25 protein-coding genes and 1 riboswitch are annotated in these 21492 nt (G+C 46.3%); of the genes, 16 read left to right on the top strand and 9 right to left on the bottom strand.

The window, feature by feature from the left end; translation table 11 throughout:
* Positions 1–3: 3 nt before the first annotated feature.
* Entirely contained in the window at positions 4–1293 is a 1290-nt protein-coding gene (locus tag PPM_RS21395; protein WP_013372918.1) for a DUF2515 family protein, read from the bottom strand.
* A 235-nt stretch (positions 1294–1528) separates the two neighbouring features.
* On the opposite strand from PPM_RS21395, the gene PPM_RS21390 reads away from it, so the two are divergent.
* The 8 genes from PPM_RS21390 to PPM_RS21355 all read left to right on the top strand — a co-directional run bounded on the left by PPM_RS21390 (position 1529) and on the right by PPM_RS21355 (position 9609).
* On the top strand, positions 1529–1873 hold the full coding sequence (locus PPM_RS21390) for a thioredoxin family protein (protein WP_013372917.1): 345 nt from the start codon (positions 1529–1531) through the stop codon (positions 1871–1873).
* 215 nt (positions 1874–2088) lie between these two features.
* Positions 2089–3021, top strand: a complete 933-nt coding sequence (locus PPM_RS21385) for a COX15/CtaA family protein (RefSeq protein ID WP_013372916.1) — start codon at positions 2089–2091, stop codon at positions 3019–3021.
* Between the two features lie 130 nt (positions 3022–3151).
* Positions 3152–4918 (top strand): UbiD family decarboxylase, encoded by a 1767-nt coding sequence (locus PPM_RS21380; protein ID WP_013372915.1) that lies wholly within the window; start codon positions 3152–3154, stop codon positions 4916–4918.
* A 56-nt stretch (positions 4919–4974) separates the two neighbouring features.
* Entirely contained in the window at positions 4975–5694 is a 720-nt protein-coding gene (locus PPM_RS21375) for a Cthe_2314 family HEPN domain-containing protein (RefSeq protein WP_013372914.1), read from the top strand.
* Positions 5695–5822: 128 nt separating this feature from the next.
* Positions 5823–5961, top strand: a riboswitch (SAM riboswitch).
* Positions 5962–6097: 136 nt separating this feature from the next.
* Positions 6098–7129: a methionine ABC transporter ATP-binding protein gene (locus PPM_RS21370; RefSeq protein WP_013372913.1), complete on the top strand. Its 1032-nt coding sequence runs from the start codon at positions 6098–6100 to the stop codon at positions 7127–7129.
* Positions 7116–7784, top strand: coding sequence for a methionine ABC transporter permease (locus PPM_RS21365; protein ID WP_013311839.1), 669 nt, complete (start codon positions 7116–7118; stop codon positions 7782–7784). Before PPM_RS21370 ends, PPM_RS21365 begins: the two co-directional genes overlap by 14 nt.
* A 74-nt stretch (positions 7785–7858) precedes the next feature.
* Positions 7859–8701, top strand: a complete 843-nt coding sequence (locus PPM_RS21360) for a MetQ/NlpA family ABC transporter substrate-binding protein (protein WP_013372912.1) — start codon at positions 7859–7861, stop codon at positions 8699–8701.
* A 143-nt stretch (positions 8702–8844) separates the two neighbouring features.
* Positions 8845–9609 carry an SDR family oxidoreductase gene (locus PPM_RS21355; protein WP_013372911.1) on the top strand — a complete coding sequence of 255 codons (765 nt, stop codon included), beginning with the start codon at positions 8845–8847 and terminating at the stop codon, positions 9607–9609.
* 90 nt (positions 9610–9699) lie between these two features.
* Here the strand turns inward: PPM_RS21355 and PPM_RS21350 are convergent, their stop codons facing one another.
* Positions 9700–9945, bottom strand: coding sequence for a NifU family protein (locus PPM_RS21350; protein ID WP_013372910.1), 246 nt, complete (start codon positions 9943–9945; stop codon positions 9700–9702).
* Positions 9946–10033: 88 nt separating this feature from the next.
* Here PPM_RS21350 and PPM_RS21345 point away from each other — a divergent pair, with 88 nt between their 5' ends.
* Positions 10034–10291, top strand: coding sequence for a YuzB family protein (locus PPM_RS21345; RefSeq protein ID WP_013372909.1), 258 nt, complete (start codon positions 10034–10036; stop codon positions 10289–10291).
* Positions 10292–10410: 119 nt separating this feature from the next.
* Here the strand turns inward: PPM_RS21345 and PPM_RS21340 are convergent, their stop codons facing one another.
* Positions 10411–11478: an NAD(P)/FAD-dependent oxidoreductase gene (locus tag PPM_RS21340; protein ID WP_013372908.1), complete on the bottom strand. Its 1068-nt coding sequence runs from the start codon at positions 11476–11478 to the stop codon at positions 10411–10413.
* 205 nt (positions 11479–11683) lie between these two features.
* A complete protein-coding gene (mqnE, locus tag PPM_RS21335) occupies positions 11684–12790 on the bottom strand; it encodes an aminofutalosine synthase MqnE (protein WP_013372907.1) in 1107 nt (368 codons plus the stop codon).
* Positions 12791–13162: 372 nt separating this feature from the next.
* Between mqnE and PPM_RS21330 the strand changes: the two genes are divergently transcribed.
* Together PPM_RS21330 and PPM_RS21325 are read left to right on the top strand one after the other, a co-directional pair.
* Entirely contained in the window at positions 13163–13522 is a 360-nt protein-coding gene (locus PPM_RS21330; protein ID WP_013372906.1) for a HesB/IscA family protein, read from the top strand.
* 194 nt (positions 13523–13716) lie between these two features.
* Positions 13717–14484 (top strand): S-layer homology domain-containing protein, encoded by a 768-nt coding sequence (locus PPM_RS21325; protein WP_013372905.1) that lies wholly within the window; start codon positions 13717–13719, stop codon positions 14482–14484.
* Positions 14485–14638: 154 nt separating this feature from the next.
* Here the strand turns inward: PPM_RS21325 and PPM_RS21320 are convergent, their stop codons facing one another.
* The gene (locus tag PPM_RS21320) at positions 14639–15004 is read right to left on the bottom strand and encodes a nuclear transport factor 2 family protein (RefSeq protein ID WP_013372904.1); all 366 of its coding nucleotides are present in this window, start codon (positions 15002–15004) and stop codon (positions 14639–14641) included.
* Positions 15005–15086: 82 nt separating this feature from the next.
* On the bottom strand, positions 15087–15965 hold the full coding sequence (locus PPM_RS21315) for a LysR family transcriptional regulator (RefSeq protein WP_013372903.1): 879 nt from the start codon (positions 15963–15965) through the stop codon (positions 15087–15089).
* 146 nt (positions 15966–16111) lie between these two features.
* Between PPM_RS21315 and PPM_RS21310 the strand changes: the two genes are divergently transcribed.
* The 5 genes from PPM_RS21310 to PPM_RS21290 all read left to right on the top strand — a co-directional run bounded on the left by PPM_RS21310 (position 16112) and on the right by PPM_RS21290 (position 19079).
* Positions 16112–17041, top strand: a complete 930-nt coding sequence (locus tag PPM_RS21310) for a DMT family transporter (RefSeq protein ID WP_013372902.1) — start codon at positions 16112–16114, stop codon at positions 17039–17041.
* Positions 17042–17125: 84 nt separating this feature from the next.
* Positions 17126–17740 (top strand): hypothetical protein, encoded by a 615-nt coding sequence (locus tag PPM_RS21305; RefSeq protein WP_013372901.1) that lies wholly within the window; start codon positions 17126–17128, stop codon positions 17738–17740.
* Between the two features lie 69 nt (positions 17741–17809).
* Positions 17810–18136: a hypothetical protein gene (locus PPM_RS21300; protein ID WP_013372900.1), complete on the top strand. Its 327-nt coding sequence runs from the start codon at positions 17810–17812 to the stop codon at positions 18134–18136.
* 18 nt (positions 18137–18154) lie between these two features.
* Entirely contained in the window at positions 18155–18445 is a 291-nt protein-coding gene (locus PPM_RS21295; RefSeq protein ID WP_013372899.1) for a hypothetical protein, read from the top strand.
* 313 nt (positions 18446–18758) lie between these two features.
* Entirely contained in the window at positions 18759–19079 is a 321-nt protein-coding gene (locus PPM_RS21290) for a hypothetical protein (RefSeq protein WP_013372898.1), read from the top strand.
* A gap of 161 nt (positions 19080–19240) precedes the next feature.
* Here the strand turns inward: PPM_RS21290 and PPM_RS21285 are convergent, their stop codons facing one another.
* From PPM_RS21285 to PPM_RS21275, 3 genes are all read right to left on the bottom strand, one after another.
* On the bottom strand, positions 19241–20098 hold the full coding sequence (locus PPM_RS21285) for a 1,4-dihydroxy-6-naphthoate synthase (protein WP_013372897.1): 858 nt from the start codon (positions 20096–20098) through the stop codon (positions 19241–19243).
* Positions 20099–20758, bottom strand: a complete 660-nt coding sequence (locus PPM_RS21280) for a futalosine hydrolase (protein WP_013372896.1) — start codon at positions 20756–20758, stop codon at positions 20099–20101.
* Between the two features lie 203 nt (positions 20759–20961).
* A complete protein-coding gene (locus tag PPM_RS21275) occupies positions 20962–21207 on the bottom strand; it encodes a hypothetical protein (RefSeq protein ID WP_013372894.1) in 246 nt (81 codons plus the stop codon).
* Between the last annotated feature and the right edge of the window lie 285 nt (positions 21208–21492).

Below are 21492 nucleotides of genomic sequence, written 5' to 3'. Positions count from 1 at the left end.
TGTTCAGTGAAAGGACCTTAAGCTGTTATGAGCATCATGGGCCATTGCTGTTTTTTGAATGCCATGGCGATGCTCATGGCGCATGGCAAATAACAGAGGCCGTCTTGGTTCACTGATATGCCCAAGTGTAGAACCGTCCTGAAACCAGTCATAACGGGGAATCGGATCATAGGCTGTATCTGACCAGACGGCGTTCAGCTCCGGGCTGTACAGACGTTGACTTGGCGGGAGCCATTCATGTGCTAAAAGCGTTGCACTCTCTTCTGGAGAGCGCAGCGCTTTTTGTACATTTGGTGTGAATAGTCCGGGCCAATAGTCGCTGCGAGACCCGGTATGCGGCACGCTGGCAGCAAATGCGGATACCTGATCCAGTACCTGCTGATGGCCAAATAACATAGCGTAAAGACTTTTACCAAAACCGATCCGCTCATCCAGATGGCCGAAACGCTCCATGACAAGTCCGGCAAGCCCACCGTTTAGCCCAAGCGGAAATATAACCTGATTGAGCTGAAGCCAGTCATGCAAATAAAAGCCTGGCTTGTGTGTCACAAATTTTTGAAAGTACGGATTTTTCACGACCCGTCCTTCAATATAGTTTTGTTCATTAATAATGAGCGCCACCGTCAAAAGAGAACTATCCCGCCAAGCCCAGAAACGTTCCCAAAAGGGCTTCATGAATGGCGAAACGTGAAAATGAGGCAACAAATGGAAGCAACTCCGTCCCAAATGACGGCTGTGCATGTAAAGCTGCAACTGTGGATAAGCGTCTTGAAAAATAAGAGCGTTACAGCGCTCAAGTAGCCGATACAGCCACTCCTTTTCCTGTTCGCCGAACAGGTTGCCAATGAGCTCCCCCTTCAGGTCAGTCATATTATAGCCGCCATTACGAGAAACCAGATGGGCCAGTAATGCCCAGTGTAATTCCGGGTAGCCACGATAGCATTCAAGATAAGCGGCAGTGCGCGTGATGTTGCTGCGATTCTCCTGTGCTGTATCGTTCTTGATCCGCTCCAGCAGCTCACAGTCTGTTTCGCATAAGGGCATATTTAGAGAAGAGGGACGCGTAGCGGGTCCGTTCACCAGCATTAATGCTTCAGCTTCATTCATGGCGGCTTGTGCCGAATGATAATCCCACGGCAGATCACGCAAGGGATAGCGTAATTTACGGGATTCGGTCCAGGCCGCACGTTTGCCCTCCCATGCCTCCTCCGCAACACGCGGAACGGAACCCAGCAACTTGAGCCCCCCCTGAAGCTGTCGAGATGCGACATGGAGCCATTCGGTGAGAGACATGTTTAAATAACCTCCTTTCAAATGCAGGCATCCCCGTATTCCACCAAGTATGTTGGGTATGCTATTGGGATGTCGTCGCCTATGTGGATTCTTAAGTATACCTATAGTATGTCTCAATGAGAGGGCATCCAATCGGCATGTGAGCATAATAGGGGAGTGTGCAAAAGCTTCACTTGGCGTTACAATAGAAAGTACAGGATCTCCTGCACAAAAGAAGTTTAAGGAGGAATTATGTATGCAAAAAATCGTCTCTCATGAAGACTTTAATAAGGCTATATCCACTCCAGGTGTAACGGTAGCTGTGTTCAAGGCGGACTGGTGCGGGGATTGCCATTTTATTGATCCATTCATGCCTGATGTAGAGCAACAATATGCAGACAAGCTTACATTAATTGAGATTGATGTAGAACAGGCCGAAAGTGTCAGCCAAGAGCAAAATGTTCTAGGGATTCCTAGCTTTATCGCTTACAGTGAAGGGCGAGAACTAGTACGTCTGGTGAACAGATTGCGTAAATCCCGCGAGGAAATCGAGCAGTTTTTGGACCGGGCTGTAGAAGTCCATGCTAACTTGGCAAAATAACGGATAATAGTATGTATGAGGGCTCCGCAGGGAACCTTAATCATCAGGATATTCAGAAAGCCGCTTCCTTCCGAAGGAGGCGGCTTTCTTACGGACACGTTCACATTTTGTCAACAAAGCTCGTATGTCAAGGAACGATATATCAGTTATAATTACTTTAAGTGATCATTTCACAACATATAAAGTGAATAAATATTATATTTGGAAGGATACGGGTGAATTCATTGAATAACAAAATCAGAATATTAAAATGGCTGGCACTCGTAACATGTATTGTCATGTTTTTGGCCACCTTCGGTGGAGGTGTCGTGACGCGAACGGATTCGGGTCTCGGCTGTGGAAGAGAATTCCCACTTTGTAATGGTAAGCTGGTTCCGGCGCATACCATCGCATCCCTTATTGAGTTCTCTCATCGCTCCGTCAGTGCCATGGCCGGAATTCTTTCTATCGCCTCGTTTGTCGGCTTTTTGCTGTTTATGAAGCATCGGAAGGATTTACAGCTATTCTCCTTACTCACGCTATTGTTTGTTATCATACAAGGTGCGATGGGGGCATTGGCTGTCATCTTCTCCCAATCGGCTGCAGTCATGGGGCTGCATTTTGGCTTTGCACTTATTGCTTTTGCCAGTGCGACCATGATGACGCTGGGGGCCTGGCAGGAGCATGCGGATTCACGCTACACTCCGCGTCTGATTCCTGGGCGTGTCAGTCGGGGCTATCGTAACTTTATATGGCTATCAACGATTTATACCTATATTGCTGTCTATTCAGGAGCGTTGCTTAGTCATTCGGTCATCCAGAAGGTTGTAAATATCGGGGGTTTCATATCTCCACTGCTGCTTCATCAGATTTCAGCCGGTCTGCTGTTTGTCATTATTTTGGCTGTGGGTCACTACTCATACCGTTATCACCCGAATCACCGGGATATTCGTACCCTGGGTGTCGTATCGGTCGTATTGATTATTCTTCAAGTGGTGATTGGCATTATCTTGCTGTACGTCAACAGACCTGAAATTTACATGTTTATCGTGCTGGGACATATGCTGGTGATTGCATCGTTGTTCTCCATTTTGGCTTATCTGAGCTATCGTGTATGGCAATTGTCACCGGACCGCAAGCTTGTTCCGACCCAAGCACAGCGTACCTAAGCATTTTGTAGATTATAATGAAGCGTATTTTTGCCCAAGAGGCGTTGGAACACGTATAATAACATCATAAGAAACAAACCAGGCCCACGAGTTTCTCGAGGGCTTGATTTGCTTAGGAGGAATCATCCAGTTGATCTACCAGAATTTGCGCCAATTTATTGAAGCGCTGCGTAAAGAAAATGATCTTAAAATTATAGAAGCACCTGTCGATCCTTATTTGGAGCTGGCCGAGATCCACCGAAGAGTCATTGAGGAAGAAGGCCCGGCGCTGCTGTTCACAAATGTCAAAGGAACCCCGTTTCCTGTAGCCAGTAATTTGTTCGGTACGAATCGCCGTGTGGACATGGCTTTTGGCCCTCGTCCAGAGCAACTGATGGATGCAATTGTAGGTGCGACCAAAACGTTGCTTCCACCTACCCCCAAAGCGTTGTGGAATGAACGTGGGCTGATTAAGGACATGCTAAAAGTAGGACTAAAAACAGTATCTCATAACGAAGCCCCTGTATTGGGCGTTCGCCGTACTGATGCTCCGCTGGCTCCACTGCCTAGAGTGACCAGCTGGCACGAGGATGGAGGACCGTTCATTACGCTTCCGCTCGTGTATACCGAAAAGCCAGGTCAGTCCAAGGATCATAATTTGGGGATGTATCGCATCCAGATTTATGATGATCATACGACTGGGATTCACTGGCAGATCCATAAAGGCGGCGGCTTCCATTATCATGAAGCAGAGCTGCGTAATGAGCCGTTGCCTACGACGATCATCATCGGTGGCCCGCCTGCTCTGATTGCGTCTGCGATTGCTCCTGCCCCGGAAAATTTGCCTGAGTTATTGCTGGCTTCCCTTATTATGGGGGGCAAGCTGCCCATGACAGAAGACCCGCTCGGAGGTCACCGGATTCCGGCAGAAGCCGAATTTGCGATCAGCGGCTATGTGCCGCCTCATGAACGCCGCCCGGAAGGACCGTTTGGCGATCATTTTGGCTATTACTCATTACAACATGATTTCCCTGTGTTTCATGTCAAACATATGCATCACCGTAAAGATGCCATTTATCCGGCAACCATTGTAGGTAAGCCGCGGCAGGAAGACTACTATCTCGGCGAGTTTTTACAACGTCTGTTGTCGCCCGCCTATCCGCTTGTAATGCCTTCCGTCAAGTCGTTATGGGCATATGCGGAAACAGGTGTACATGCGCTGGCAGCGGCAGTCGTACGTGAAAGCTACTCCCGTGAAGCGCTGGTATCCGGCTTTACCATTCTGGGTCAAGGCCAATTGTCGTTGACCAAATTCCTGATGCTGACGGATCGGGTAATCGATTTATCCGACTTTAACCTGCTGCTCGAAACCATTTTGGAACGATTTAATCCAGCCAGAGATTTGTTTATTTTCAACCATACGTCTCACGATACACTCGATTACACGGGCCGTAAGCTGAATCATGGCAGTAAGGCGATTCTGATGGGAGTAGGCGAGCCTGTGCGTGAATTGCCTCGCGTTTATGAAGGGGGCGATCTGCCGGGAATTCGTGACATCGAACCCTATTGCGGAGGATGCCTCGTTGTATCTGGCTCGTCCTTTGAGCAGGAGCCTGAACTCGCTGCGCGTGTATTGGAGCGATTAGCTGCGGGTGAGCAAGAGTGGCCGCTTGTCTTTATCGTGGACGATGCCAAAGAAGTTGTTCGCTCCCAAGCTTCGTTCCTGTGGACGGTATTCACACGCTTTAACCCGGCTACAGATATGTACGCTGTCAGCGAAGTGCGTTTGCATCACCTGAACTATAAGCTGCCGATTGTGGTGGATGCACGTATGAAACCGGGCTACCCTGATGAGGTACTGCCACGTGAAGATATTGTTAGGCTTGTAGATCAACGATGGACGAGTTATTTCGCTTGACGCCTATTAAAGCATCTTAACAGCCGGATTTTACAGATATGAAGGAGGCGTGAAGCATGATACGCAAGCTGTTGGGCGAGCCCTCGCGTGTAAATAATGGTTTCCTGCTGGATGCCATGAATAGCATGTCAGACATGTTACATTTGCTGGAACGACAAATCCAGGCCAGTGGTGATCCGACTCATGACTTTCGGAAGGCGGATATTTTGACACGTGGTCTGATGTCGTCATTGGATGAACTGGAGCAGAGCCATCATGCTGCCGCCTTTTTTCGTATGAAAGTAAAAGCCGGATACGCTGAAGATATGAGCAAGGATGAAAAATCCGATTATGCCTTGTACGTATTCTTTTATAAGGATGGGTTTGTGCGGGTATTCTCTATTTTGGATAAGTTGGGTAACTGGATGAATGACCTGTATGATTTGAAAACAGGGCAGTATAAGGCGCACTATTCTTATTTTACCGTGTTGCGACAGCTGAAGTATCTCAAAATGCATCCTGTATTGACCGATAATCTAATTGATATCAAGGACACATACAACGATGCGATCAATCGCCTGCGTAAGCGGCGAAATACGGAGATACACTATATGAATACGGAAATGCAGGATGATCTCTGGCAACGTCACCGTGCTTTATATGGCAAAATCCAACTGGAGGACCTCGATCACCATCTGGAAGATTTGCAGCAGGGCTTGGAAATGGTATGCCGGTCGCTATCAAACGCATTTTCTTATACTGCGAAACAATGGGAGAACCGGGCAGTGCGCCCATAATTATGACAGAAAATATCCTTTGACAAAGCAATGTAAACTATCTATACTGAAACCTAGTTTCAGAAAAATGCTTGAATTATTTTTTTATATAAACTAAACGGACAGCTAAAGCTGGAGTTTAACATATTTTCTTATCCAGAGAGGTGGAGGGACTGGCCCGATGAAGCCCGGCAACCCGTTCTTTCCCGGTGTAATGCACCGGGAGGGAACATATGGTGCTAATTCCTACAAAACCGCTAGAGTTATAGCGATTTTGGCAGATGAGAAAAGGTTCGCAAGGTGGGGCCCTTTTCATTCTGTGAAAGGGGCTCTTTTTTGTATAAATAAATAGCGATTTTATACAATCCTGAGAGATGACAACTGGTTAAAAGGGTAAGGAAGAAGTGAAGGGGGTCGCAGCACGTTGATAGAGCTTAAGCAATTAACCAAGCATTATGGTAAAGGCAACCGACGCGTTAATGCGTTGTCCGGGTTGAATCTTTCTATAAAGCGTGGAGAAATATTCGGGGTGATTGGTCATTCCGGAGCGGGCAAAAGTACGTTGATCCGCTGTATTAATTTATTGGAGCGCCCTACTTCAGGCGAAGTATGGGTAGATGGGGTTAATCTTGTCACTGTGAGTCAATCCCAGTTACAGAAGCAACGTCGAAAAATCGGAATGATTTTTCAACATTTTAATTTGTTGTCTTCGGCGACAGTGTATGACAACATTGCATTTCCATTGCGCCTGGTAAATACCCCTAAGCAGGAGATGGACAAGAAAGTTCGCGAGCTGCTGGAACTAGTGGGGCTGAAAGAACACAGTGGAAAATATCCGTCACAGCTCTCGGGTGGACAGAAGCAGCGGGTAGGAATTGCACGGGCACTGGCTAGTGATCCGCATGTGTTGCTGTGTGACGAAGCGACGTCTGCGCTTGATCCGCAGACGACAGGGTCTATCCTGAAATTGCTGTTGGATATTAATCAACGTTTTAATTTGACCATCGTATTGATTACTCATGAGATGCATGTCATTCAAAGCATTTGTGATCGTGTTGGCGTCATTCATCAGGGCGATATCGTGGAGCAAGGTCCGGTGGCGGAAGTGTTTTTGAAGCCACAGCATCAGGTAACTAAGGACTTTATCCAGCGGGAGGCAGAACATCCCGAGGAGTTACAAGCAGCGATTGCAGCTGCAGGTAGCGGGGAATCGGCACAGGTGGTACGTATCTCCTTCTTAGGCAGTAAAACTTATGATGCGATTCTGTCGCGTACGGCTCGAAGTACGGGGGTTGATTTTGCAATCTTGCAGGGAACCATCTCTACGATTAAAAATGTACCGTATGGACAGCTGATCGTTCGTTTTGAAGGAAACCATTCAGATATAGAGCATACGCTGCGCGAAGTATCTGGACAAGGACTTGATGTGGAGGTGATTGACAATGAGCGAACTTGATTTTTCGCAAGTGAGTTGGGAAGAGCTAGGGAATTCTACTCTGGAAACCCTTCAGATGCTCGGGGCATCTGCATTGTTCACCCTCGTTATTGGTTTGCCGCTCGGTATATTGTTGTTTCTGGCGAGCCGCTCCTCGTTGACTCTGATGAAAGTGATATACATTGTATTATCCTTCATCGTTAATATTTTGCGTTCCGTACCATTTATCATTTTGATCGTTGCACTTATTCCTTTTACACGATCGTTGGTAGGTACCTCGACCGGAGTGCTGGGAACCATTCCGCCATTGGTTATCGGGGCTGCCCCTTTCTTTGCACGTCTTGTCGAAACGTCTCTGCGTGAAGTGGACAAAGGTGTCATTGAGGCTGCACAAGCGATGGGAGCCTCGACAGGACAAATTATCCGGCGTGTGCTGTTGCGTGAGGCACTTCCGGGCCTGCTTGCCGCATTAACCATTACCGTCGTTACACTCGTATCGTACACGGCAATGTCCGGTATGATCGGGGGCGGTGGGCTGGGTACGCTGGCAATCAACTACGGCTATTATCGTTACGAAACGGCTGTAATGATCGTTGCAGTCGTACTGATGGTCGTATTGGTACAATTGCTGCAAATGGCAGGAGATCGCCTTGTGCGGCATTATACTCGGAAATAGGGAAAACATATAGATATCCTTATTGATCAGGACGTCTGATCCTGAATATTACAAATTATTGGAGGGGTAACAACATGAAGAAATGGGTATTGGCTGTATTGAGCTTGACATTAATTGCGGTACTGGCTGCTTGCGGTACAAAGAGCACTACATCGGATACAAACAATGCGGCCGAAAATACAGGCGGTTCACCACGTGAAGTCGAACTGAAAGTTGGAGCTTCTCCTGTGCCACATGCGGAAATTTTGGAAGCGATCAAGCCTCAGTTGGAAAAAGAAGGAGTTCGCCTTCAAGTCGTTCAGTTTAACGACTATGTACAGCCGAACGTGCAATTGTTCGACAAGCAACTGGATGCTAACTTTTATCAACATGTACCTTACCTGAATGTGATGAATAAAGAGCGTAAAATGGATCTGGTATCTATTGGCGCGGTTCATCTGGAGCCATTCGGTATCTACTCCCAAAAATATAAAAAGCTTGATGAACTTCCAGACGGTGCAACAGTAGCGATTCCGAACGATGCAACCAATGGAGGCCGTGCATTGCTACTGTTGGAGAAACAAGGTCTGATCAAGCTGAAGGATGCAAGCAACATTGAAGCTACCGTAAAAGATATTACTGAAAATAAGAAAAACCTGAAATTCAAAGAGCTGGAAGCAGCTATGCTGCCACGTCAGTTGCCTGAAGTAGATATTGCGTTAATCAATACAAACTACGCTTTGGAAGCCAAGCTGAACCCGACCAAGGATGCATTGGCACTGGAAGACAAAGATTCTCCATATGCTAATGTACTGGTAGCACGTCCTGACAATAAAGATTCCGAAGCGATCCAAAAATTGTTTAAAGCTTTGCAATCTCCAGAAACTAAAAAATTCATTGAAGACAAATATCAAGGCGCAATTATCCCTGCATTTTAAGCAGAAAATAAGAAACCGCTGAACGTAAACCCCAGATTCTCTTGAACAAGAGGACTGGGGTTTCTTCTTGGCTGGAGTTGTAGGGATTGCTTAAATATTTTATACTTGGGGGTGACCGTTCTCTGTGAAGAGGAGGAAAACTGTTGAGAGACAAAGTCGCACTCATAACGGGCAGTGCCAAAGGTTTAGGTAAAATGACCGCTCTGCGTTTGGCTGATGAAGGTTGTGACATTGCACTAAATTATGTCCATAGCCAGGTTGAAGCCGAAGCGCTTAAGCAGGTAATTGAATCTAAGGGAGTACGCTGTCTATCTTTACAAGCAGATATCTCTGTTCAGGAAGATATCACCAGGCTGATCGGTGAAGTGCAGGATCGTCTGGGCGGGGTTGATATTATGGTGAACAATGCCGGACCCTTCATCCGGGAACGCCGTCTTTTTGCGGACTACAGTGTAGCTGAGATTCATGCCATGATACAGGGAAATTTGGTCGGTACCATGTTGCTGGATCATTTGGTATTGCCGCACATGCGTAGCCAGCAATGGGGACGTATTATTCATTTTGGCTTTGGTCATGCTGGAGAAGCAAGGGCTTGGCCGCATCGGGCTGTCTACGCAGCTGCCAAGGTGGGGCTGGTGTCTTTTACGAAGTCACTAGCTGTAGAGGAAGCTCCCTATGGCATCACGGTCAATATGATCTGTCCAGGGGATATCCGAGGAGCGAACAAGGAAAAGTCGATTGCCGATGTCATCGGCATGCAGGATAAAGAGACACCGCGTGGGCGTCCAGGAAGCGGAGAGGACATTGCGCGAGTGATCGCCTATTTGTGTGAGGAGCATTCAGATTTTATAACAGGCAATATTATGGATGTGTCCGGAGGATTGGACCCCATTCGGCCAACCATATAAGCTTGAGAGAGCTTTAGACGCTGTAATACAAAAAAGAGTCTTGAGCTTCGTTACCGAACTCAAGACTCTCTGATCATTATGCATCTAGCATTAGAATACTTGTACCACTTCTTGGACGCCTTCAACTTCTTCGAGAAGAGCGCGTTCAATCCCTGCTTTCAGCGTAATTGTAGAACTTGGGCAACTGCCGCAAGCACCTACCAGCTTCAGCTTAACGATGCCGTCTTCAACGTCAACCAGCTCAACGTCACCGCCATCGCGTTGCAGGAACGGACGGAGCTTATCCAGTACGTCTGCTACTTCATCATACATCTGAACGCTTTGTGCTTCGCTCATTAGAATTCAACTCCTTTCCTATACCTTGTTTATTATATTACAAAGCGGGCCAAATTAAAATGCCCGTCATCCAAAGCAGGTGAAAAAAATGTTAAGACCTATTATTGAATTTTGCACCAGTAACATGCATTTTGGTACCGATGAGATTATGGCTAAACTGGAACAAAATCCAGATTATGATGTGATTGAATACGGCTGCCTAAGCAATTGCGGTCAGTGTAACGCTGAGCCTTATGCGATGGTTAACGGTGAAATTGTATCCGCAGATTCAGCAGAGCTTCTGTACGAAGTGATTCTAAACAAAATTAAAGAAGCCGAAGCATGGGACAACCTGGATTTGGATTGAAAATAGAAGTCATCCGCAGGGCCAGCCTTCTCTTGAAGAAAATATATATTATTCATAGATGCAACAAACAAAGAAGACCAGCTGTGGAAGCAGGTCTTCTTTGTTTGTTGAGTATCCAATTAGCCAAAATGGCGTTTGGACTTCCAGAGCACACCGCTTTTCAGCAGACGTGGCACTCGTCCACGCAATGAGGTACTGCCCATAAAGCCATAACCGAATCCGGCCTTCTTGCCCAGCGCACCTAATGTACCACGTAGCTTTAAAGGATGCGGGTGAGGCGTTTGGCCTTTCCACAGGTCGCGTACAATGTGGGCAATCTGCTCTCCTTGCACCTCTGCCGCCTGAGCGCTTGGAGAGTAAGGAAGGCTCGCACAGTCTCCGACGACGTACACTTCAGGATGATCCGGTATTTGATAATATTCATTTAGCACGATGCGACCCTGAGGGTCTTTAGGAACTGCTAAATCCTGTACAATTTTAACGGGCTGAATCCCAGCTGTCCATACAACCGCATCGGTCATAATTTGCTCGTCACGGTTGTAAATAGCTCCTGGCTCGATACGGGAAACCGCAACATGATTTAGCGCATTCACATGATGCTCCTTGAACCAGGCATGTACATAGGCAGACAAACGTTGCGGAAATGCTGATAGCACCCGCTCGCCCCGATCCATAATCGTAATATTCAAATCCGCGCGGCTTTCACGTAACTCCGCAGCAATCTCGACACCACTTAGGCCGCCACCTACAATATGGACATGTCCATAAGGCTTGATTTCATTCAAGCGCAGATACGTTTGGCGAGTATGATTAAAGGACTGGATTGTACAGCTGTATTCTTCTGCCCCCGGTGTATTATGAAAGCGGTCGGTACAACCTAGTGCAATGACAAGCTGGTCATAGGGCAAAGGCTCACCGTCTTGAAAATGGACCATTTTATTCTCAAGATCCATCGATGTGACTTCTCCATATTTGCGAATAAGGCGTTGTTCATCGGGAAAATGTACCCGCAAATCAAAATCAGATACGGTACCTGCCGCAAGGGCATAGTATTCTGTTTTCAAGCCCTGAAAGGGCATCCGATCCACTAAAATAACTTGAATATTGTCGGGAATGTGTTTATCCAGCAATTCTTTGGCAATGGTAAGGCCGCCATAGCCGCCCCCCAGAATAACGAAATTTTTCATCAAAATCCGCCGTCCTTTCGTTACCGTGTCCCCGGCAATGGTCTGGTGTCTTGTCGATCTAGCCACAAGTTTTTGTTGTTGTAAAACCCGGAAAAGCGGGCCTGCCTTTGGCAGACAGACCAGTGTGTTCCGGGGCAACTTGAGGCTGCATGGTGTGAGTAATGGGGATAAAATGCACGCGGGAAATCTGAATCCGATGTTACACTTATTCGAAAACTTCGATTTCGTTATAGAAGGTGTCACGTTCTACAGGTATGCGTCCAGCACCTTTGACCAGCCAGATTAGCTCTTTACGTGTCAATCCGGAAGGGGTTAACGCACCTGCAGCATGGCTGATCTGCTCGCGCACAATCGTGCCATGGACATCTGATGCGCCAAAGGTAAGAGCGACCTGCGTCAATTGTGGACCAATATTAATGAAGTAAGCTTTAACATGGTCGATATTGTCCAGCATCAAGCGGCTGATCGCAATGGTTTTGAGATCCTCGTAAGCAGAGTTGCGACGCATGATGTTGGCGTTTTTGCTTTTCGGCTGCATGGACAGTGGGATAAATACCATAAATCCGTTTGTTTCGTCCTGCAATTCACGAATTTGCAGCATATGCTCAATACGATCCTGATAAGTTTCGACTGAACCGTACAGCATGGTCGTATGAGTTTTCATACCGAGATTATGGGCCGTACGATGTACTTCAAGATAACGGTCCACATTGGCTTTGGTAACACGCATCTTCTTCCGATATTCATCAGATAAGATTTCCGCGCCCCCACCAGTCAGAGATTGAAGTCCTGCCTTTTGCAGCTCTTGAAGAACTTCTTTAATACTCAAGCCGCTTATGCGTGTGAAAAAGTCAATTTCCGCCGCAGTGTATGCTTTCAGTGTAACGTTGGGATACTTTTCGTTCAGCGCTTTCAGTGAATCTACATAGTATTGGAAAGGTACATGATTATTATGACCGCCGACGATATGGAATTCTCTTACGCCTGGATGGATATGTTGCTCTACATAATCAATCATTTCCTGTCCGGACAACGTATAAGAGCCTTCCTCCCCCTGATCCTTGCGGAAATTGCAGAACGCGCAGCGCGCTTCGCATACATTGGTGAAGTACAGGCTCATGTTTTCAATAAAATAAACCTTTTTTCCGTTCTTGCGTAAATTAGCTTCGTTAGCCAACTGGCCCAATGTGAGAATATCGTCAGTTTCATACAAATATATACCATCTTCGAGGTTCAAACGAATCCCGTTTTGTACCTTTTCTACAATTTCCGCCATTCTGCGGTCTGTAAAAGGTGTAACTAATGTGGACATGCCTATTCCTCCTTCAAGTTGCTCTGTGCGAGGCTGCCCGCCAAATTAGCGGCACAAGCGCTTGATGCGCACAGGATGTCCCGTTCCGTCGGTAAGAATCCGGCAGCGCGGATATAGGATATGTGAAAAATGTTACAATGCCAGGCTACAATGACGAATGTCTCTTAATTTCGCCTTTGAAATGACAAATTTCCGACAGTTTCTTTAACACACTCTTTACCTATTATAAACCTCACACCACTGGTGTTCAATACAAACGAGTAGAAAAAGAGGTGTTTAAGCCTGTAACGGAAGGACATTCCATGACTTGAGCACCTGCAAATAAGAGAGTATACTGAAGGGGAGCATGAAGTAAAAGAGGAGGATGGAGCTATGATTAACATCACCGATTCCGCTGCTGAACGCCTGAAAGAAATGCTGGAGCAGCAGGAAACGCCGAATATGTTTTTACGTCTGGGTGTTACGCCAGGTGGTTGTACCGGATTTTCGTACGCCATGGGCTTTGACGACAACGAGACGGATCAAGATATATATATGAATGTACAAGATATGAAAGTAGTCGTGGAAAAGGATAGTATCCGCTATCTGGACGGTCTGGAAATCGACTTTGAAGAGTCTGGTATGTCCGGCGGTTTCACGATTCATAATCCAAATGCTGTAGCTACATGTGGCTGCGGTTCAAGCTTCCGTACAGCTACAGATGCAGGAAAACCAAACGAAGAGCCTTGTTAATTTTTCGAATGGTGGTCTGAATTATTCCTAAAGATACACGTTTAGGTTACGGATAACGGCCTTTGTAACGAATTTTACTCGTTGCGAAGGTCGTTTTTGTGTTTAGGTTCATCTTTTGCATAGGAAATACCGATATAACATTGAGTCTGGAGAACTATTTTCTACGTAAATTTACCTAAAGGAAGTGGAACAAGATGTTGAAAAAGAAATGGCTGATTACCCCTGTGGTTGCGGTGGCACTGTTGTTCAGTCAATCCGCATTGGCGGCAAATACGTTTCCTGATGTGAATGGTACAAAATATGAATGGGCTGCCGAATCCATTCATTCGATGGTCGACAAAGGTGTTGTCAGCGGCTATACGGATGGGACCTTCAAGCCAGGCAAAACCATAACAAAAGCAGAATTTGTACATATGTTTCATAAACTTTTTCCAGAAGTCAATTATTCAGCGGGTAAATCTTCAGAGTTTGTAGATGCACGCAAGCACTGGGCGAATCAAGATTTTGCAGCTATATTCAACGGGGATTATGTGTGGCCGTTTGCTGAAAGTGTAGGGGGCAAATATCCAAACTATCAATTCTATGTCAATCCTGACAAACCGCTGACCCGTTGGGATATGATGATGATTGCTTCTGTTCGAACAGATTATACCAATCAGACGCTTCATCCTGAGATTGCCGAAGTAATTTCCTCAGCTGCACAGTACAACGATATGAAAGTTCGTCAGGCAAATTACAATGACAAATTCTCAGCCTACTATCCGGTACTGTACATCGACACAACGGGAGAAGAGTACTCCTATGATGGAGATTTCCAGGATCAAAAGGCAGAAGCATTCTACACCCTTACCAAGATGGGCGTCCTTACCGCTGACAATGGATACCTTCGCCCAAAGGCACAGGTCACACGTGCTGAAGCTGTTACCCTTTTACAGCGTTTGTATGATGCTACAACCAAGTGACTTAACAAGACTGTAAAAATGAAGAGCGCTATCCCTAAAATGGTTAGTGCTCTTGTGCTTACACCGTGCCATTGATTTAATTACGAAGATTCTTGCCGTAGCTGCTCACCTGTCTTAGTCAGATTTAGCATCCATGGCGGATTCGCGACTAATCTTATTTTACCGTGCTACAATGCCCTGAGATGATCTTCAACGCACCATCTATATTGTGCCAAACGCGTGTATAGCACATTTCATCTTCAATGGGATCATTGCCTACCGTTCCTCGTAAAGAAACGCGGGTCACCGTAACGACAGTATCATCCAGCGGAATTACTGATTGATTAAGAACTTGAATATCCGTAAAATGTAAAACACCCGAACGGTGGGCTTCCAGATCTGCTTCTTTGTTTATTACTTGTCCAAAGTGATTCACAAATATAAGATCGTCATGAATTAGCTCGTTCAAGATCTGCACATCACTGGCCAGCATCGCCTTACGCAGTTTTTCCTCGTATTCGATGATTTGATTATTCTGCATATGAATAGACACCTCTTATAATAATGTTTCAAGTCATATTTAGGAAATATTATACACCTACCGAAATCCCGTGACCAATGCTCTATTGCTTCAAATCCGTAAACAGCTCCTGCGCGGTTCGCACAAATAACTGTACAGCAAGTGAAGCATTGTGTAGAGAGGGGATAGCGATACCAATTTGACGCGTGATCAGAGGCGTGGTTTCCTTGACGGTCAGATCATGGGGGAACGTAGATAAGGCGAGAGAAGAGACAATGCCCATACCTAGTCCTTGTCGGACCATGCTGACCAGCGTGCTGATATTGTGAGTAATAAATTGTGCTTGCAACTGACTTTGTTCGCGTTCAAACCCTTCCATAATGGCGACCTCATGTCCACCTTTACAAAAGATCATTTCCTGTTGATTCAAGTCTCGGATGGCGATTTTGTCGTGCGATTGAAAAGGATGACCGTCAGGCAAGAGAATAATCATGTCATCCTGACATAAAGGAATTACATCTACCTCAGGGTCTGGCAACAAGATGATTCCCGCTTCAATTTCTCTGGTATGCACCCACTCCTTGACCTCATTGGTAGAGCCTTCATGTAAATCGAAAACAAGGTTCGGATAGTGCTGACGGATATGATGAATAATGGGGGGCAGAAAATAGGCTGAGGCAGAAGGAAAGGCACCAATCGTGATTGTACCTACGTCCAAGCCTTTTTCAGCGGCCACCTGCTGCTGTACTTTTTCCATGCTTTGCAGCACCATGCGGAATTGCAGCAGCACCTTTTGTCCGATTTCTGTCAGGAGCACGCCTCTTTTTCGATCGCGCAGCAATAGCTGGACATCAAGCTCGTTCTCGATACTAGCGATGGCATGGCTGACCGCAGGTTGCGTCATATGCAGCTCATGGGCAGTTTGAGTAAAGTTTAGTGTTTCAGCTACGCGAACAAAGATCATAATCTGAGTTATAGTCATAAGTGAAAAGTTATCTCCCTTATTGAAAACATTCATTTTATTTATTAGTGACCACAGTATAAGCTAGTAAAGCAAAACTTTGCAAACGGCTATTCAGATTTTAGTCGTAAGCAATGCGCAATGAAATTTTAAGGAGAGAGACATCTATGAAAAAATTAACGCCTAAAGCTACGTTGTGGCTTGTCTTGATATTAGTGATGGTATGGGGGATCAACTGGCCGTTGACCAAGCTGGCTTTGCCAGATACGCCGCCGATATTTTTTTCGGGAATCCGCACGCTGCTGGGTGGTGTGATTCTGCTGTTGTTCGCTATGCGTAACCGGAAAACCTTACGACTTAGACAAAATGCGTGGACTTATCTTGTGCTGGCTATATTTAATATTGCAGGCTACTATGGCTTGCAGACGGTAGGGTTGCGTTATCTGCCTGCTGGGTTGTTCTCCACTTTAGTATTCTTTCAGCCGATCTTGTTGGGATTATTCTCCTGGTTGTGGTTAGGAGAGCGTATGTTTCCCCTGAAAGTCATTGGACTGGTACTGGGTTTTGGCGGAGTGATCGTGATTAGCTCCGGTGGAATGGCAGGCCATTTGTCTGTGCTGGGCATTGTGTTGGGGCTAGCCTCAGGACTGTGCTGGGCGCTCGGAACAATTTATATGAAGAAAAAAAGCAAACAACTGGACTCCATTTGGGCGGTGACGATGCAGCTTATTCTGGGAGGGGTCCTACTCAACGGGATTGGGTTTACGACCGAGAAATGGAGCGATATTCACTGGACAGCCTCCTTTATCGCGATTCTATTATTTATTTCAATATTTGTGATTGCGATGGGCTGGCTGATTTATTTTAAGCTAATCGACAACGGGGATGCAGGAACCGTCGGCTCATATACGTTTATGATTCCGGTACTGTCCACGGTCTTTAGTATGGTCATGCTCAGAGAATCCCTCACTTTGACATTTGTAGTAGGGTTGGTGCTGATTGCAGTTAGTGTGTATTTGGTAAATACGGCTTCTCCCGGAAAACGAGCGAACCAAAGCTCGAAGGCTGATGAAACGAATTCCTGTACAAATGCTTAGAAATATAGGATTAGGAAAAATATACTAGAATATCAGAAGGGAGAATGGTAAAATATGACTATATAAATAGAGAGGAAGTTTGGTATGGGAGAGTTAAGTGGTCATACTCAGACTGTGGAGCCGCAACCAAAGTCTATTCGTAAGCTGGCAGTTGTAGCAACGGTCATTTCAGTAGTAGCTGTACTAGGCTGTATAGCCTTGGCGGTATGGAACTATAATCTGAATACGAAGGTCAATTCTTTAACTATGGCGAATGCATCGCTAAAACAGACAACACAAGCCTTAACCAAGCAACAAAATGATACAGAGGCGCTACTGGGAAAAGTTAAATTAGCAGCCAACCTGTCATCCATAACGCATCTGTTAGAGCAGACATCTGTCGTTACTGATGATTTTGTATTGGAAAAAGTGACTTTTAATGTGGCAGAGGATGGTAAGTTGAAGGGTGTGCTACTGAATGTGAACAACCAACCTAATCTCGGTTTTGGCGGTGCTTATCAAGGTTATGGCAAATATAATATGTCTTCTGCTGCATTGACGAAGAAGGCAGAGGAAGTCATCAACATAGCTATGAAAGAGTACAATACATCTGACAAGCTTCCGGTATGGGATAAGAATACGAAGGTGGAAATGACGGTTCAAAATTATCCGCTTGGTAAGCGGGAAGGCGGCATTTTTAAGCTCACTGGTCAGCAATAGGAAGGGACCTAACGTTAATCCGATGCTGGGCATTACAGATCTTTGTCTTATGAGCGGGGGAGCTAAGAAATGGACAGATACACACCTACAGCGAGGGAACGCTGGCAGATGAAACAGAGTGAGCCGCAGCCGCAAGGCTGGGTGCTCGCTCTATTTGGCTGGATTTTTTCAGGTTTGGGGTTCGTATTTAGTTTTTTTGTCATTGGAGGCTTACTTGGGCTTATCGGCCTTGTTTTCGGAATTTTGACTAGAAAGATGGAACAAAGAAACACGCAGGGCATCCTGATTATCGTCATCAGCTCCGTCGCCATTGGCATTGGCCTGTTGATTTTTATGATTTTTTTCGCGCAAGGTTTTGTAGAAGGTCTGAGAGAAGGTTATAATGAGCATTATTAGGTCAGGGAGGTAACACCATTGAGCGTCATTGTTTCACAGCAAATCTCGGCAACGGGTGTGAAGGAATATACGAAGGTGACCAAAACATTTGATTCCCCTTTTACACCTTTGGTTGGACAGAAAATCAGGGATACGGCATTTGGCGATATGCAATATTATGATGTCGAGGACGTATTTATTGATCTAGCGGAGAATGAGTACTGGGTAATTCTACCTGCCATTTTGCTGCATACAGATGATATTGAGGATATACGAGATGCTGTGCGTGAGTATCGTTCACACGGTTGGGAATGTACGAAACCTCTATAAATGCATACTGCTTAAGCATCAACGTGGAGACGTCTTTCTTTTGCCAGATAGGCGTTTTCTTGTGTATTTGTGTATAAACTATTCCTAATGATTGGCATGAAAAGAAAGAAATTATGCTGAAAATGCGCAAAATGTATCATTTTTTATCATAAAACGACAAGTTGGGAAATGAAAACGGACTTAATGTGTTATACTTAGTATATCAAAGGACAAGAGTCTAAAACGACCGGTAAGGCCCTTTCTTTGAAGAGCCTCTGAAGGGTTCAACGTTTATCCAAAATAAATGGTCAAAAGGAAAAGGGGAAATGCTAACGTGAGAGTGAATTTGAAATTTACGAACAAAGGGCAAGTTGCAGTTGAGAAGTTCAACAATGAGGAGCTTATCGAAATCTTTAGCCGCTACATTAAAACGTTATGCAAGAAGTATGATATCTCGGTTACGGTACCTGAGGATCTGAATGAGCAGATTTTGGAAGAGGGCACCGTAAAGGTCGTGTTGGATAAGATTAATTGTGACATGGACGCTTTTTTCAAGGAGCTGAGTCGGGATATCAAGGTCCCCCTGGTCAAACGATTGGGTACCAAACTGGATAACGTGTTTAAGACCGAGGTCGTGGAGCAAGAACAGAGCTAAGAATAGAGATCAAGCGAGATCTCATGAAGATTTGCATCATGAATTGAAATCATAAAACCTCCCGAATGGGGCGCATGGCTAGGCAATGTGCTCGTTCGGGAGGTTTTATATGTTTAAGCTGCTTTATTCAGGAGATAACATGCATGGCATGTCTGCGCCTTTTAACGTGTTGTTGTGGACGTAAGGCGCAGTTTGGCTAAATCAAACGAAGGCACCAGCCCTTCCTGTGCGGCGCGACCGAGCAAGGCTTCGATGGCGGCATAACCGCTATCGCCCAGATTAGCGGTAAAATCGTTCACATACAGGTCGATATGCGATTGGGCAACATCGGGTGATAGCTCTTGCGCATGAGACAATACATATTCACGCGAAGCTTCGGGATGTTTCCAAGCATATTCGACAGAGGCGCGTATCCAGTTGGTGATCGCATCCAGATCCAGCGTACGACGGGCAATAATAGCTCCGAGGGGAATTGGCAGTCCTGTATCTTCTTCCCACCAGTTCCCCAGATCAACTTGCTTGCTAAGTCCATAGGACGGATATGTGAAGCGTGCTTCATGAATCACCAATCCCGCATCTATATGTCCGTCACGGACAGCAGGCATAATTTGGTCGAACGGCATCACGACAATCTCGCCGACACCCCCAGGCACATGCTTGGCCGCCCATAGGCGGAACAGCAGATAAGCAGTGGAACGTTCACTTGGAACAGCTACACGCTTGCCGGACAGGGCTTCCGGACCTTTGACGGTGGAATCTTCCTTGGTCAGCACGAGCGGCCCGCAACCCCGGCCCAGTGCGCCGCCACAAGGCAGCAGGGCGTACTCATCCAGCACCCAAGGAAGTGCAGCGTACGAAATTTTCATGATATCAAGTCCGTCTGGTGTGATCGCCAGATTGTTGGTGATGTCGATATCGGCGAATGTAATGTCCAGCGCGGGTGCGCCCGGAATTAATCCATGAGCCAAGGCATGGAAGACAAAAGTGTCGTTAGGACAAGGTGAAAAAGCAATTTGCATCTATATAACCTCCGTTAATGTAGAAAATGCGGCTTCCAACGCTTGCAAAGCCTCTTTGATTCGCCAGGCTGCACGGTCACGTGGACCAACAGCATTGGAAATCGTGCGAATCTCCATCATCGGCAGCTCGAACCTGTTGGCCGCCACGGCAACGCCGTAACCTTCCATCGCTTCGGCAGCAGCTCCGGGAATGCGTTTGGCTAGGCGTTCCGCTGTTGCCGCCGTGCCGGTGGCCGTCGAGACGGTCAGGATCGGTCCGGCGACGGCCGTCTGGCCAGCGTCACGCAGCCCCTGAACGAATCGCTGAGTGGTGGCAGCGTTCACGGCAATGCGGCTGGAGCCAAAACCCAGCTCGTCCACGCTACTGAAACCCTCTGCCGTCTCTGCCCCCAGGTCGGCGGCAATAATCGCGTCAGCGACGACGACGCTCTCCAGTGCAGCGGCCTCCACGAAGCCGCCCCCAATTCCGGCGCTAATGACCAGACGGTAATCGCCTGTAGCTAGTGCCAGCGCGGTTGAAGCCGCTGCGGACGGAGCGCCTACACCAGCCAGTTCGACCACAAAGCGAGTGTCGCCTTTCAGGCCGCGCAGCACAGCCTCCCGTTCGCCTTCAACCGCGGTCATGACCAGGATGCGCCCATCTGATGTTGTATGCTCCATCGGTTGATTCCCCTTTAAATTTAGGTAATATGCTTTCTTATCATACTGCTTTTCCAAACGATGTTCAAAAAAAAGTCGACAAAAAAAGCGCTCTATGGCGCTTTTTCGGAGAAACCTGCAAGATTCAACAGATATGAAAATTGGTAGTTTAAACATATAACCATTCTAATCTGGAAGAACAGCGCAGACATAGCATATAATAATTATAACGGCTGATCCTTCGTGATTAGCTGAAACATTGTGATATTGCGGTCATAATGGCTTGGGGTCCCATCCTGATTGCGCACCCGAATCATCTCGCTGCTGAACAATTCGATATAACCACAGCCTATCTCACAGTACACGCCTGCAGGGTCTTCTTGCCAGACCGAAACGAGGTGTTGAGACAGCGCCGCGGTAAAAAATTCGATGTTTTTTTGCAGTACACGTGGCGTTTTCTTGGGTTCCATAACGTAAATCCTCCCTATATCATGCCATTTGAAAATCAGCAATTGAACGTGGCTACTAAGTGGCTATTAGACATCATAATGAACTTAAACAACTGAAAAAGGTACGGTTCGTCATTCTACTCTATGAAACAGACGTAAACACTGTACCGCTTAATGCTATTTTTGTAAAGCATCCGTTTGACCTTTTCGACATCCATTATGTGTTTACACACATTTTACATTGCGTTTACACTTCTGTGATGCTAGTGCGTTTCATCTAATAGTACAATAAAGGGTAACTATACT

The organism is Paenibacillus polymyxa M1 (assembly GCF_000237325.1).
GTDB lineage: Bacteria > Bacillota > Bacilli > Paenibacillales > Paenibacillaceae > Paenibacillus > Paenibacillus polymyxa_C.
Note: the sequence above shows the minus strand (reverse complement) of the source record. Positions and strands in the feature narration are given on the sequence as shown.